Raw genomic sequence first — 12823 nt, forward strand, 5'->3', positions numbered from 1 at the left:
AGTCTCCCAACGGTCTGTACTGGCTAGAGTCAGATTCGGCTTTCCGTCCTGCCCACCCCATCAAGTCTAAGCATACAAGCCGGCTTGCTGGCGAATCGCGCAGGGTCAGTGACATCAATGTGGCTGACAAAATGGGTTCGCCAGCAAGCCGGCTCCTACAGGATCACATCCCGGCTCAACGCGCCTTCGGCGTCGCCACCTTGTCCCGCAGGTACACCGGCTGCGCATCGTCGGCGACGATGGCTTCGCCACGCTGCCAGGCAAAGGTGCCCAGGGTGAGGATGTCCTGGGCGTGAGGCAGCATGCTGGCATCCTGTGCGGACACCGGCACGGCGATGCGTCCGGCATACCCCCAACCGGTGCCGGCGCCGAACCAGTCACCGCTGGCATCGTCCGGCAGCGCCGCCTGCTCCGGTGGCATCACGGCTTCGTTGGCCACCAGGCGCATTTCCCCATCAGTCTCGCGATAGCAACCCCAGTAGACCTCGTCCATGCGTGCATCGATGGCCGAAGCGACTTGCCGGGCGCCATGCTCGCGGTAGGCAAGCTGGGCCAGCGCCGCGAGGTTGGACACCGGCAGCACCGGACGGTCCAGACCGAACGCCAGCCCCTGCACTACACCGATGGCGATACGCACGCCGGTAAACGCGCCGGGACCACGGCCAAAGGCGATGGCATCCAGCGCCGACAGGGCAATCCCCGCCTCGCCCAGCAGCGTCTTGATCATCGGCAGCAGTTTCTGCGCGTGCAGACGCGGGATCACCTCATAGTGAGTCAGCACTTTGCCGTCGTGCAGCAAAGCGACTGAGCAGGCTTCAGTGGCGGTGTCCAGGGCCAGCAAGGTGGTCATCGGGGGGTTCCAGAAAAGGGTTGAGCGAAAAAAGTGCCGCATTATAAACAACAACGGCCCGCAAGCGGGCCGTTGTTCACTGCATCGATCGCAAGATCAGGCCAGTGCAGCCTTCACCTTGGCGGTGATTTCTTCGACCGAGCCGACGCCCGGGATGCTGCTGAACTTCGGTGTGCCGTCTTTGGCTTCGAGCTGCTTGTAGAACTCGACCAGCGGCTCGGTCTGCGCGTGATAGACCGACAGGCGATGACGCACGGTCTCTTCGACGTCGTCCTTGCGCTGTACCAGATCTTCACCGGTCACATCGTCCTTGCCGGCCACTTTCGGCGGGTTGTAGACGGTGTGGTAAACGCGGCCCGAACCTTCGTGAACACGACGGCCGGAAATGCGCTGGACGATCTCTTCGTCGTCGACCTTGATCTCGACCACGTGGTCGATGGCCAGGCCGGCATTCTTCAGGGCTTCGGCCTGAGGAATGGTGCGCGGGAAACCGTCGAACAGGCAGCCGTTGACGCAGTCAGGCTGTGCCAGACGATCCTTGATCAGACCGATGATCAGGTCATCGGAGACCAGACCGCCGCTGTCCATGACGCTCTTGGCCTTCAGACCCAGTTCAGTGCCCGCCTTGACCGCTGCGCGCAGCATGTCGCCGGTGGAGATTTGCGGAATGTCGAACTTCTCGGTGATGAACTTTGCCTGAGTACCTTTGCCGGCCCCGGGAGCTCCCAGCAGAATCACGCGCATTGTTGTGCTCCTCAATTTTTATAGAGATTTCGTCGGATTCGCCTGAAACGGGCCAATCACACTAAAAAGAATTACTGACCCAACGGCCAAAAGGCTGCTCAAGATACACAGCCGATTCATGCCGCACAAGACGCTAAAAGTCGCACCAACCCGGCGTAAACCGGTCGCCTGCCAACGATCGATACTTTCGGATGACCCACTGCAACTGCCCGCCGGCGCGCCATCGATGACAGCTCGCAGCCTGCGGGATGAAGGCTTGCGCCTCCATCCCTGTCACACGCCTGCCATCAGCCCGTGTTGCGCAAACCGGCGGCAATGCCTGCGACAGACACCAGTAAAGCCTGTACCAAAGGACTGTCGAGACTGACGTCCTGACGCCGCGAGCGCGCCAGCAATTCGGCCTGCAACAGGTGCAACGGGTCCAGATAGGTGTTACGCAGACTGATGAACTCCAGGGTTTCCGGACTGTGCGCCAGCAACTGCGACTGCCCGGTCAGGCCCAGCACCACCTGACACGCCTGCGACAATAGGTCGCGCAGATGTATACCAAGATGCAACAGGGTCGGGTCAACCAGACGTTCGTCGTAGAGTTGTGCGATGTCGCTGTCGGCCTTGGCCAGCACCATCTCCAGCATGTCGATGCGGGTGCGGAAGAACGGCCACTGCTCGCGCATCTGCGCCAGCAACTCGCCCTGCCCGCGCGCCAGCGCCTTGCTCAGCACGTCCTCCCAACCCAGCCAGGCCGGCAGCATCAGCCGGGTCTGGGTCCAGGCGAAGATCCACGGAATCGCCCGCAGACTTTCCACCCCACCCTCGCGACGCTTGGCCGGACGGCTGCCCAGCGGCAAACGGCCCAGTTCCTGTTCGGGGGTGGCCTGACGGAAGTAGTCGACGAACTCCTTGTTGTCGCGCACCACCGCACGGTAGGCGCTGACGCCGTCGGCGGCGAGCTGGTCCATCATTTCCCGCCACGCCGGTTCCGGCAGCGGCGGCGGTTGCAGGGTGGCTTCCAGCACGGCGGCCAGATAGAGGTTGAGGTTCTGTTCGGCGATGTCCGGCAGGCCGAATTTGAAGCGGATCATTTCGCCCTGTTCAGTGGTGCGGAAACGCCCGGCCACGGAGCCCGGCGGCTGCGACAGAATCGCCGCGTGGGCAGGACCGCCACCACGTCCGACCGTACCGCCGCGGCCGTGGAACAACAGCAGTTCGACCTGCTGGGCGCGACAGATGTCCACCAGTTTTTCCTGGGCACGGTACTGCGCCCAGGCCGCCGCCGTGGTGCCGGCGTCCTTGGCCGAGTCGGAGTAGCCGATCATCACTTCCTGCGGCCCCTGCAACCGCGCGCGGTAACCGGGCAGGCTCAACAGTTGCTCGATCACGGGGCCGGCGTTGTCCAGGTCGGCCAGGGTTTCGAACAATGGCACCACGCGCATCGGTCGCTGCAACCCGGCCTCTTTCAGCAGCAGTTGCACCGCCAGCACGTCGGACGCGGCGCCAGCCATGGAAATGACGTAGGACCCCAGCGACGCCGCCGGTGCCGCCGCCACTTCCCGGCACGTCGCCAGCACTTCGGCGGTATCGGCAGCCGGTTTGAAATGGCCCGGCAGCAGCGGACGCTTGTTGCTCAGTTCGCGCAGGAGAAAGTCGATGCGGGTCTGCTCATCCCACTCGTCATAGCGCCCGAGCCCCAGGTAATCGGTGATTTCGGTCATTGCCGAGCTGTGCCGTGTCGAATCCTGACGCACGTCGAGCTTGACCAGGAACAGCCCGAAGGTCACCGCCCGGCGCAGACAATCCAGCAGCGGGCCGTCGGCGATCACCCCCATGCCGCATTCATGCAGGGACTGGAAGCACAGCTGCAAGGGTTCGAGCAACTCGCGATTGCTGTGCAGCACGCCTTCCGGCGCCGGCTGCGTGACGGCCAGCGAAGCGTGGGCCCAGTTGCGCGTGGCACGCAGGCGTTCGCGGAGTTTCTTCAGCACGCTGCGATACGGCTCGGCGCTCTCGCCCGCCACCGCCATCAGCGCTTGACTTGCCTGTTGCATCGACAACTCGGCGGCCAACTGGTCGACGTCGCGCAAGTACAGGTCCGCCGCCATCCAGCGCGCCAGCAACAACACTTCGCGGGTCACCGCTGCCGTGACGTTGGGGTTGCCGTCGCGATCGCCGCCCATCCACGAGGCAAAGCGAATCGGTGCTGCCTCCAGCGGCAAGCGCAGCCCGGTCGCGGCATGCAGCGCGGCATCGGCCTTGCGCAGGTAATTGGGGATCGCCTGCCACAGCGAGTTTTCGATCACCGCGAAACCCCACTTGGCTTCGTCCACGGGCGTCGGGCGAATGCGGCGGATTTCTTCGGTGTGCCAGGCCTCGGCGATCAGCCGCTGAAGGCGCTCGGTGATCTGCTGGCGTTCCTGGCGATTGAGGTCGCGGTGGTCGAGCGCCGCCAGTTGCGCGGCGATGGCGTCGTATTTCTGAATCAAGGTGCGCCGCGCCACCTCGGTGGGGTGCGCGGTCAGCACCAGCTCGATTTCCAGCTTGCCCAGTTGCCGGGCCAGCGCATCCGGCGACTGCCCGGACTGTTTCAGGCGTTCGAGCAATTCCGGCAGCACTCGTGATTCGAACGGCTGCGGCTTGCTGTCGTCACGACGATGGATCAGTTGGTACTGCTCGGCGATGTTGGCCAGATTGAGAAACTGGTTGAAGGCCCGTGCCACCGGCAGCAATTCGTCTTCGCCCAGGCTTTCCAGATTGGAACTCAGTTGCTCGGTGCCCTGCGCCTCGCCGTGGCGTCCGGCCTTGGCGCTCTTGCGGATGCGCTCGATCTTTTCCAGAAAATCAGCGCCGTGCTGATCACGAATGGTGTTGCCCAACAGCTCACCCAAAAGGTGAACGTCCTCGCGCAAGCGTGCATCGATATCAGCCATCCAGCCTTCTCCTTCAGCGGTTTTTATTCTGAATCCGTCCACTCCGGGCGCCCGGAACTGAACGCCTGTAAAGAATGCTTCTCTCAATGAATGTGTATAGAGCGACAAATTGATACAGCCGCGCAACCCTTCGCCGCACATCTGCCGCAAGCGGGCTAGTCTCAACGACGAACCCCACGAAGGTTCGATCACTGGCCTGCGACCGCCACCCAGCGGTGCCATCAAGAGGTTCTTATGAAAATCCGTGAGCTTGCAAAACACTGGGAACAGACCGCCAAGGGCCGCCTGACCAAGACCGGCTACACGATTCATCTGGATATCGAGGCCGCTGCACGTTTGGCAGCCATTACCGAGATGTACCCCAAACGCTCCCCGGAAGAACTGCTCGGCGAACTGATCGGCGCAGCGCTGGAGGAGCTGGAAGCCAGCTTCCCGTACGTGAAGGGCAAGCAGGTGGTCGCCACCGATGAAGAAGGTGATCCGCTGTACGAAGACATCGGTCCGACCCCGCGCTTTCTCTCCCTGTCGCGGCGTTATCTGCATGACATGCAGGACACGCAGAAGCACTGATCACGACGTCGTTTTCGAGATCTTGAAAAGCCGCGCGCCACCCCGGAAAACCGGGTCTGGCGCGCGTTTTTTTGCGTCAATTTCTCAGCGTCAAATTTGCAAGGCGCAGCAAGAGCCGCCGTTTTGAGACGCAAAATGTCTGAACTATTCAAAAAACGCGCGGGTCGGACCCATTAGCCATGACAGAAAAAGCCGACAGATGGCAGCGGACGTCTCGGACGTTCCCCGTCCGCCCTGGCCCACGACTGAAATGGAAAAACCTCGTTTTCAGGAGTTTCAAAATGGAGTTGACCACCATGAACACCAGCACTGCCAATACCACGTCCAAGGGCTTGCGCGGGTTTAAGCTGGCCGCACTGGCTCTCGGCACCAGCGTTCTGCTCGCCGGTTGCGCGGGCAATCCTCCAAGCGAGCAGTACGCGGTGACCCAGTCGGCCGTGAACGCCGCCGTCAGCGCGGGCGGGACCGAATATGCCGCCGTCGAAATGAAACAGGCTCAGGACAAGTTCAAGCAGGCCGAGCTGGCCATGCAGGAGAAGAAATACGACGACGCGCGCCGCTATGCCGAACAGGCCGAGTGGGACGCCCGGGTCGCCGAGCGCAAGGCCCAGGCCGCCAAGGCACAGAAAGCGGTGCAGGATGCCCGTCAGGGCGTCAACGAACTGCGTGAAGAAGGCATGCGCCAGGCTCAGCCGGTCACCCAGTAACGGCGCGCACTTCCTGCATTGGCCATTGATTTAAAGGACGAAACCATCATGCGTAAACAAGTACTTATCCCTGCCCTGCTGGCCCTGAGCGTTGGCCTGGCTGCCTGCTCCTCGAAACCCAACGTGAACCTGGAGCAAGCCCGCACCAACTATTCGGCGCTGCAAAGCAACCCTAAAGCCACCGAACTGGCCGCCCTGGAAACCAAGGACGCCAGCGAATGGCTGGACAAGGCCGACGCGGCCTATCGCAACCATGACAACGAGCAGAAGGTCGATCAGTTGGCCTACCTGACCAACCAGCGCGTCGAGCTGGCCAAGCAGACCATCAATCTGAAGACCGCCGAAAACGATCTGAAAAACGCCTCGGCTCAGCGTGCCCAGGCGCGCCTGGATGCCCGCGACGCGCAGATCAAGCAATTGCAGAACAGCCTCAACGCCAAGCAGACCGAACGCGGCACGCTGGTGACGTTCGGCGATGTGCTGTTCGATCTGAACAAGTCCGAGCTCAGACCCGCCGGCATGGCCAACGTCAACAAGCTGGCCCAGTTCCTTGAGGAAAACCCGGATCGCAAGGTGATCGTCGAGGGTTATACCGACAGCACCGGTTCGGCGAGCTACAACCAGTCGCTGTCTGACCGTCGCGCCCATTCCGTGCGCATGGCACTGGTGAAAATGGGCGTTGGCCTCGACCGCGTGGTTGCCCAGGGCTATGGCAAGGAATACCCGGTGGCGGACAACACCAGCGCCTCGGGCCGCGCCATGAACCGTCGGGTGGAAGTGACCATTTCCAACGACAACCAGCCGGTGGCGCCGCGGTCTTCGATGCAGTAACGCCGCTGCCGCCTGAATGACACGCCCCGTCTGTTGCTGAAACAGGCGGGGCTGGCTGATCACCACAAAACCTGTAGGAGTGAGCTTGCTCGCGATGCGTTCGTCCAGACGCTCTCACGTGGTCTGGTGCACCGTGATCGCGAGCAAGCTCACTCCTACAAAATATGCGGTGCGTCGGGTGGTTGAAGGGAGTCAGGCAGACCGTCATCGCGGGCAAGCGCGCTCCTACAGGGGCAGCGTCAAACCATTCCCTTACTGAACCTGCTGCGGGGTCTGCTGGCCCATGCAGCGCACGGCCTGTTTCTTGTCGTTGACCAGCACACCGGTCAAACCTTTCTGCTCGGTGTCGAACAGCACCAGCACCCCTTCGATGCACTGCGCGGTCTGCGGTGCCGGCTCCAGGCTGAGCCGGTAATCCTCGCCGGGCACGGTCTTGAGCATGGTGAACGATCTGAGCAACAACGCATCCTCCGGCTTGGCGAAATGCAGATAGCCGTAGTACCACAACACCCCCACCGTGCCGAAAATGCAGGCGATGCCGGTGAGGATCTGCGGGATCAGGTTACGTTCTTCACTCATTGCGGGTTCTCTGATGGGCTCTTGGAAGCGCTTTTTGAAGGGGTCGCTTCTTTCGGTGCGTCCGGGTAATTGGGGATTTCGGCAAGACGACGCAGGCCGTTGAAGTGCTGCGGATCATCCAGATAGCGCACCATCACCTCGCGCCACGTCGGGTCGCCAAAGGTCTGCACATGGGGTCCACGGGTCAGTTGCAACACTCGCGGTGGCGGCGCCGTCTGATACAGGCTGATGCCGTTCTGCAGCGGCACCTGGCTGTCGTCCAGGCTCTGGAACAACAGGATCGGCGTGCCCTTGAGCTGCCCGATGCCATTGATCGCGCTGTCGCTGTCCGGAATCACCCACGACAGCGGGCGCTTGAACGGCCAGGTCAGCCAGGAAGTACCAAGGGTGTAACGCGCCACTTCGCGATAACTGGCCGGCACGCCGTCCAGCACCAGCGCCTTGACTCCGGCGCGCTGCTGCGGATGGGTCGCCAGATAATGCACGCCGATCGCCCCGCCGATGCTCTGACCGAGCACCACCAGCGGCTTGCCTTGCACTTCGGGGGATTGATTCAGCCAGGCGAACGCGGCGTCGATGTCCTGATAGATCGCCGGCAGGTTGGGGTCGCCCTCGGAGCGGCCGTAGCCGCGATAGTCCAGCAGCAACACCTGATAGCCCTGTTCCGGCAACCACCAGCTGCCGCTCAGGTGCCAGGCCATGTTGCCGCCGTTGCCGTGCAAATGCAGCACCGTGCCCTTGACCGGCACGCCGGGTTTGGCCGGCAGCCACCAGCCGTTGAGCTTCGTGCCATCAGCGGCGGTCAGGGTGACGTCGCGCCAGGCCAGTTGCGCCTTGTCCGGAGTCAACGGCAGGCCGCGTTCGGGGTAGAACAGCAGTTGGCTGCAGCCGGTGAGCGACATGAGCAGGAGCAGCGTGAGAAGAGGCTTCAAGCAATGTCCTTTTTGTTCGATTTTCCGACTCGACGGCATCGTCTGTAGGAGTGAGCTTGCTCGCGATCACCCCTCTACCAGCCACCATAGATGTGTCAGACCCAACGCATCGCGAGCAAGCTCACTCCTACAGGATATGTATTGATCGCTTATCCAGCGCTTGCCGCAAACCTGTAGCAGTCCGGCTTGCCGGCGGTTGCAATCTTGAGGATGCCATCGCGGGCAAGCGCGATCCTACAGGGTGGCGTTCCTCAGAGAATATTCGAGTAATCCGCCTCGATCCGGTCCAGGCTCAAATGGTTGAGGAAGTTGGAGAAGCACATCCACGCCGACAGGGCATTCATGTCGCGGAACTGGTCGGGCAGGTATTTGGGTGGCACCACCAGGCCTTCGTCCACCAGTTGACGCAGGGTGCGCATGTCTTCCAGCGTGGTCTTGCCGCAGAACAGCAGCGGCACCTGCTCCAGCTTGCCTTTCCTCACCGCCAATTGGATGTAGTTGTACACCATGATGAAACCCTTCAGGTACGAAAGGTCTTTGGTGAACGGCAGACCATTGGGCACCGAGCCGCGGAAAACGCGGCTGGCGTTGCCGTAGCTTTCCGGCATGCCGAAGCCCTGCTCGCGGTAGAACTCGAACACCTGCAAAAAGTCCGCGCCCTCTTCGGCCATGTGGATGGCGCGGGTACGGTTGGTCAGCTTGCGCAAGCGGCTCGGGTAGGAGGCAAAACCGATGACCTCCATGAGAATCGCCAGGCCTTCCTGGGTCACCGTCGACGAGGGCGGGCCCTTGGCGAGGAAGGTGCAGATCGGCTGGTTCAGACCGTTGAGGGTGGTACCGACGTGGACCAGCCCTTCGTGGACTTCCAGCGCGCGCACGTCACGCTCGTTGAACATCGCGTCGCTGCGGATCTTGATGTAGTCGGCACCCGCTGCTGCGTCGGCAACGATACCGTCGGACTCGAACACACGGATGGTTTCCTCGGCCTCGCCGAACACCCGGTTGAGGCGGCTCTGCAGCATCGCCACGGCGTCCTTGGCAGTGAGGATTTTCGGCTCGTCCTTGAGATCGCCGCGGCCGGCGATGTTGTTCAGGTAGTCGGAGAGCATGAGGCCAAGATCGGACAGAGTCGGGTCGCCCGCGTGGAATGCATCGGAGGCGGCGCCATACAGCTCCTGGGAGATCAGGCCAAAATCCGCGGTACCGCGCGCTTCGAGCATGCGCACCACCATGCGGTATTCCTTGCACATGCGCCGCATGATCTGCCCGACCGGGTTGAACTGCCCGAGCTGACGGGTGATGTCACGCTCGATGTTCTGGAACTCCAGCTTCAGCGCCGCCGAATCGAAACCCAGCGGGCGGTTCTCGTAATAGGCGCGGTCGACCTCGGGCAATTGCTTGCCCTTGGCCGCGAGGAAATTCTTGCGAATGCTGTCGTCCCACTTCACCGCGTCCAGCACCCGGATCGGCGTCTGCGCCAGGACGATGCGATCGGACAGCGTGCGAATGGTCTGCTGGTAGTCGTCCACCCGGAACTCCTGTGATTGGTTCATGGCGCTATTTACTCATACGCTGATATTGAGCAGCCTTGAGGAAGACATCGGAATTGGCCGTGTCATCCAGATACGCGAACACCTTGTCCAGTGGCGTGGTGATCAGCACGCCGTCGCCCTTCTCGGTTTCCACCGGCTGGCCGGCGAAGACGTTCTGCTCGACCAACTGCTGCATGCGTTCAAGGTCCAGGTCATAGACCACCAGTTCGTCGGCGGCGTTCTCGTTGTCGATCAGTTCAAAGCCGGCGATCACGTAGTTGGCGCCGTATTTGTCCGGCAATGCGGCTGACAGGTACCAGCGACTGCCGTGGCGGGAAACGGTGAAGGTGTATTCGTCGCGGTTCTTGCGATCACCCTTGCGATAGCTGACCGCCTTGTACTGACTGGCACCGGCGCGGCTGATCTCCAGCTCCAGCGGCTCGCCCCAGGCGTTCTTGCTGGTCCAGGTGCCGAGCAGCTTTGGCGGCGCGGTGTCGCTGGCCGGAATCGGATCCTTGAAAGTCACCAGGCATCCGCTCAACAACGCGAACGCCATGGCGAGCAAGATGCTCCAGACTTTCATCGGGTTCTCCTGAAATGTGCGTGTTCAGCCCGCCTGCGGCGTGACCGTGCCCAGAACCAGATGCATCTGGCGAGTAAGAATAGCGAGCATTTGTTCGTCTGCGTCGGGCTTTGCCTCGTACAACAGGCCCTGATATTCCATCCGCCCGATAATACCCGTCAACACTTGAGCATCCACCTGAGGTTGTGTGGAGCCCATCACCTCAAGAAATTGCGCACTGCCCTGCAACAGAATCTGCTGATGAGCGCAGACCAGCGAAGCCAGTCGCGGGTTGATCAGCGCTTCCAGGCGGAACGCATGTTCGGCGATCAGATGATCGCGGCGGGTGTGCAACTGGTGGCGCACGTACTCCATGGTCATCCGCGCGATTTCATCGGCCAGCCGTGCACGGGCCTGCTCGCTGCCGTCGTTGCGCGCGACCATTTCGCGCAGCAGGGTTTCGGTGTTGGTCCACAGTTTTGCCATGTAGGCGGCGCTGCGTTCGACGTACTGGGCGAAGGCATCGGTGAGCAGGTCATCGATGTCCTTGAAGTAATAAGTGGTGGCCGACAACGGCACCTGGGCCTCGGCGGCCACGGCGCGGTGACGCACGGCGCGCACGCCATCACGCACGACGATGCGCATGGCCGCGTCGAGGATCTGCTGTCGGCGCTGTTCGCTGCCCTGTCGGCTCGCCTTGCGGCCTTGATACTGAACACTCTGCGCAACGGCGGTGGCGAGGCCGGCGGCTCCGTTTTGAGCGATCGTACGATTCACGACAGGTTTTCCTTATTCAATCATGGCAATAGAACGACGCGATTCCTGTAGGAGCTGGCTTGCCCTGCGACCTGGCGCGAAGCGGCAGTACATTCGATGCTTGCGGTCATCCTGACACACCGCATCCATCGGTTTTACGACGACTTAGTCGCCGGTCGCAGGGCAAGCCAGCTCCTACAGGGTCGGTGTTGCGGTAAAACGGGCAAAAAAAAGCCGCCCTCTCCAGGCGGCTTTTCCGGTATTGCTTACGCCTGAGGCCGCATGTGCGGGAACAGGATGACGTCGCGGATCGACGGCGAGTTGGTCAGCAGCATGACCAGACGGTCGATACCGATGCCTTCACCGGCCGTTGGCGGCATGCCGTATTCCAGGGCGCGGACGAAGTCGGCATCGAAGTGCATCGCTTCATCGTCACCGGCGTCCTTGTCGGCCACCTGCTGCATGAAGCGTTCGGCCTGGTCTTCAGCGTCGTTCAGCTCGGAGTAGGCGTTGGCGATCTCGCGGCCACCGATGAACAGCTCGAAACGGTCGGTCACGCTCGGATCATCGTCGCTGCGACGGGCCAGCGGCGAGACTTCGAACGGGTAACGGGTGATGAAGTGCGGCTGCTCCAGCTTGTGCTCGACCAGCTCTTCGAAAATCATCACCTGCAGTTTGCCCAGACCTTCGAAGCCAAGCACCTTGGCGCCGGCCTTCTTGGCGATGGCACGGGCCTTGTCGATGTCCTGCAGGTCTTCGGCCGTGATGTCAGGGTTGTACTTGAGGATCGAGTCGAACACCGACAGACGCACGAACGGCTCGCCGAAATGGAACACCTTGTCGCCGTACGGCACGTCGGTGGTGCCCAGAACCAGTTGCGCCAGTTCGCGGAACAGTTCTTCGGTGAGGTCCATGTTGTCTTCGTAGTCGGCGTAGGCCTGGTAGAACTCAAGCATGGTGAATTCAGGGTTGTGCCGGGTCGACACGCCTTCGTTACGGAAGTTGCGGTTGATCTCGAACACTTTCTCGAAACCGCCGACCACCAGACGCTTGAGGTACAGCTCCGGCGCGATGCGCAGGAACATGGCCATGTCCAGGGCATTGTGGTGAGTTTCGAACGGCTTGGCCGCCGCACCACCAGGAATGGTCTGCAGCATCGGCGTTTCGACTTCGAGGAAATCGCGCTTCATCAGGAAGCTGCGGATGTGGGCGATGACCTGCGAGCGCACGCGGAAGGTTTCGCGCACTTCTTCGTTGACCATCAGGTCGACGTAGCGCTGACGATAGCGCTGCTCGGTGTCGGTCAGGCCATGGTGTTTGTCAGGCAGCGGACGCAGCGACTTGGTCAGCAGACGCACGCTGGTCATTTCCACGTACAGGTCGCCCTTGCCGGAACGGGCCAGGGTGCCTTCGGCGGCGATGATGTCGCCCATGTCCCAGGTCTTGACCGAGGCCAGGGTGTCTTCGGACAGGGTCTTGCGGTTGACGTAGACCTGGATGCGACCGGTCATGTCCTGGATCACCATGAACGAGCCACGGTTGAGCATGATGCGACCGGCAACCTTGACCGGAATCGCCGCTTCGGCCAGTTCTTCCTTGGTCTTGTCCGCGTACTGTTTCTGCAGGTCGTTGCAGTAGTTTTCGCGGCGGAAGTCGTTCGGGAAGGCATTGCCCTTGGCGCGCTCGGCAGCAAGCTTTTCCTTGCGCAGGGCGATCAGGGTGTTTTCTTCCTGTTGCTGGGCTTGCGGGTCGAGTTGTTGGTCGCTCATGTCTTTAGATTTTCCATCACAGGTTCGTTGCTTCTTGCCGTCGGCAAGGGATCGCGGGCCGGTCGCT

At 61.7% G+C, this 12823-nt stretch carries 12 protein-coding genes; 3 read left to right on the top strand and 9 right to left on the bottom strand.

What is annotated here, in order from left to right; translation table 11 throughout:
• Nucleotides 1-175: 175 nt before the first annotated feature.
• The 3 genes from tsaB to ppc form a co-directional block, all read right to left on the bottom strand.
• A complete protein-coding gene (tsaB, locus tag ACIPL0_RS30285; RefSeq protein ID WP_400602987.1) occupies nucleotides 176-850 on the bottom strand; it encodes a tRNA (adenosine(37)-N6)-threonylcarbamoyltransferase complex dimerization subunit type 1 TsaB in 675 nt (224 codons plus the stop codon).
• Nucleotides 851-946: 96 nt separating this feature from the next.
• Nucleotides 947-1594: an adenylate kinase gene (gene adk, locus ACIPL0_RS30290; RefSeq protein ID WP_400602986.1), complete on the bottom strand. Its 648-nt coding sequence runs from the start codon at nucleotides 1592-1594 to the stop codon at nucleotides 947-949.
• Nucleotides 1595-1881: 287 nt separating this feature from the next.
• Entirely contained in the window at nucleotides 1882-4518 is a 2637-nt protein-coding gene (gene ppc, locus ACIPL0_RS30295) for a phosphoenolpyruvate carboxylase (RefSeq protein WP_400602985.1), read from the bottom strand.
• A gap of 234 nt (nucleotides 4519-4752) precedes the next feature.
• On the opposite strand from ppc, the gene ACIPL0_RS30300 reads away from it, so the two are divergent.
• The 3 genes from ACIPL0_RS30300 (at nucleotide 4753) to ACIPL0_RS30310 (ending at nucleotide 6626) form a co-directional block, all read left to right on the top strand.
• Entirely contained in the window at nucleotides 4753-5088 is a 336-nt protein-coding gene (locus ACIPL0_RS30300; protein WP_400602984.1) for a pilin assembly protein, read from the top strand.
• A gap of 281 nt (nucleotides 5089-5369) precedes the next feature.
• Entirely contained in the window at nucleotides 5370-5795 is a 426-nt protein-coding gene (locus ACIPL0_RS30305) for a DUF4398 domain-containing protein (protein WP_400602983.1), read from the top strand.
• A gap of 48 nt (nucleotides 5796-5843) precedes the next feature.
• Nucleotides 5844-6626, top strand: a complete 783-nt coding sequence (locus ACIPL0_RS30310; protein ID WP_400602982.1) for an OmpA family protein — start codon at nucleotides 5844-5846, stop codon at nucleotides 6624-6626.
• Nucleotides 6627-6878: 252 nt separating this feature from the next.
• Here ACIPL0_RS30310 and ACIPL0_RS30315 read toward each other — a convergent pair whose 3' ends face one another.
• The 6 genes from ACIPL0_RS30315 to lysS form a co-directional block, all read right to left on the bottom strand.
• Nucleotides 6879-7205 (bottom strand): hypothetical protein, encoded by a 327-nt coding sequence (locus tag ACIPL0_RS30315; RefSeq protein WP_400602981.1) that lies wholly within the window; start codon nucleotides 7203-7205, stop codon nucleotides 6879-6881.
• Nucleotides 7202-8107 carry an alpha/beta hydrolase gene (locus ACIPL0_RS30320; RefSeq protein ID WP_400602989.1) on the bottom strand — a complete coding sequence of 302 codons (906 nt, stop codon included), beginning with the start codon at nucleotides 8105-8107 and terminating at the stop codon, nucleotides 7202-7204. Before ACIPL0_RS30320 ends, ACIPL0_RS30315 begins: the two co-directional genes overlap by 4 nt.
• A 281-nt stretch (nucleotides 8108-8388) precedes the next feature.
• The gene (locus ACIPL0_RS30325; protein WP_400602980.1) at nucleotides 8389-9690 is read right to left on the bottom strand and encodes a flavohemoglobin expression-modulating QEGLA motif protein; all 1302 of its coding nucleotides are present in this window, start codon (nucleotides 9688-9690) and stop codon (nucleotides 8389-8391) included.
• A gap of 4 nt (nucleotides 9691-9694) precedes the next feature.
• Nucleotides 9695-10252 (bottom strand): hypothetical protein, encoded by a 558-nt coding sequence (locus ACIPL0_RS30330; protein WP_400602979.1) that lies wholly within the window; start codon nucleotides 10250-10252, stop codon nucleotides 9695-9697.
• 24 nt (nucleotides 10253-10276) lie between these two features.
• Nucleotides 10277-10996 (bottom strand): TetR/AcrR family transcriptional regulator, encoded by a 720-nt coding sequence (locus ACIPL0_RS30335; RefSeq protein ID WP_400602988.1) that lies wholly within the window; start codon nucleotides 10994-10996, stop codon nucleotides 10277-10279.
• Between the two features lie 257 nt (nucleotides 10997-11253).
• Entirely contained in the window at nucleotides 11254-12756 is a 1503-nt protein-coding gene (gene lysS / locus ACIPL0_RS30340) for a lysine--tRNA ligase (RefSeq protein ID WP_400602978.1), read from the bottom strand.
• Nucleotides 12757-12823 lie beyond the last annotated feature (67 nt).

Origin of the sequence: Pseudomonas sp. NPDC090208, assembly GCF_044746785.1 — a bacterium.
Taxonomy (GTDB): Bacteria; Pseudomonadota; Gammaproteobacteria; order Pseudomonadales; family Pseudomonadaceae; genus Aquipseudomonas.

Excerpts from the sequence above, each read along its gene's own strand:
- tsaB (WP_400602987.1), bottom strand. The coding sequence starts at position 850 with ATGACCACCTTGCTGGCCCTGGACACCGCCACTGAAGCCTGCTCAGTC.
- adk (WP_400602986.1), bottom strand. The coding sequence starts at position 1,594 with ATGCGCGTGATTCTGCTGGGAGCTCCCGGGGCCGGCAAAGGTACTCAG.
- ppc (WP_400602985.1), bottom strand. The coding sequence starts at position 4,518 with ATGGCTGATATCGATGCACGCTTGCGCGAGGACGTTCACCTTTTGGGT.
- ACIPL0_RS30300 (WP_400602984.1), top strand. The coding sequence starts at position 4,753 with ATGAAAATCCGTGAGCTTGCAAAACACTGGGAACAGACCGCCAAGGGC.
- ACIPL0_RS30305 (WP_400602983.1), top strand. The coding sequence starts at position 5,370 with ATGGAGTTGACCACCATGAACACCAGCACTGCCAATACCACGTCCAAG.
- ACIPL0_RS30310 (WP_400602982.1), top strand. The coding sequence starts at position 5,844 with ATGCGTAAACAAGTACTTATCCCTGCCCTGCTGGCCCTGAGCGTTGGC.
- ACIPL0_RS30315 (WP_400602981.1), bottom strand. The coding sequence starts at position 7,205 with ATGAGTGAAGAACGTAACCTGATCCCGCAGATCCTCACCGGCATCGCC.
- ACIPL0_RS30320 (WP_400602989.1), bottom strand. The coding sequence starts at position 8,107 with ATGTCGCTCACCGGCTGCAGCCAACTGCTGTTCTACCCCGAACGCGGC.
- ACIPL0_RS30325 (WP_400602980.1), bottom strand. The coding sequence starts at position 9,690 with ATGAACCAATCACAGGAGTTCCGGGTGGACGACTACCAGCAGACCATT.
- ACIPL0_RS30330 (WP_400602979.1), bottom strand. The coding sequence starts at position 10,252 with ATGAAAGTCTGGAGCATCTTGCTCGCCATGGCGTTCGCGTTGTTGAGC.
- lysS (WP_400602978.1), bottom strand. The coding sequence starts at position 12,756 with ATGAGCGACCAACAACTCGACCCGCAAGCCCAGCAACAGGAAGAAAAC.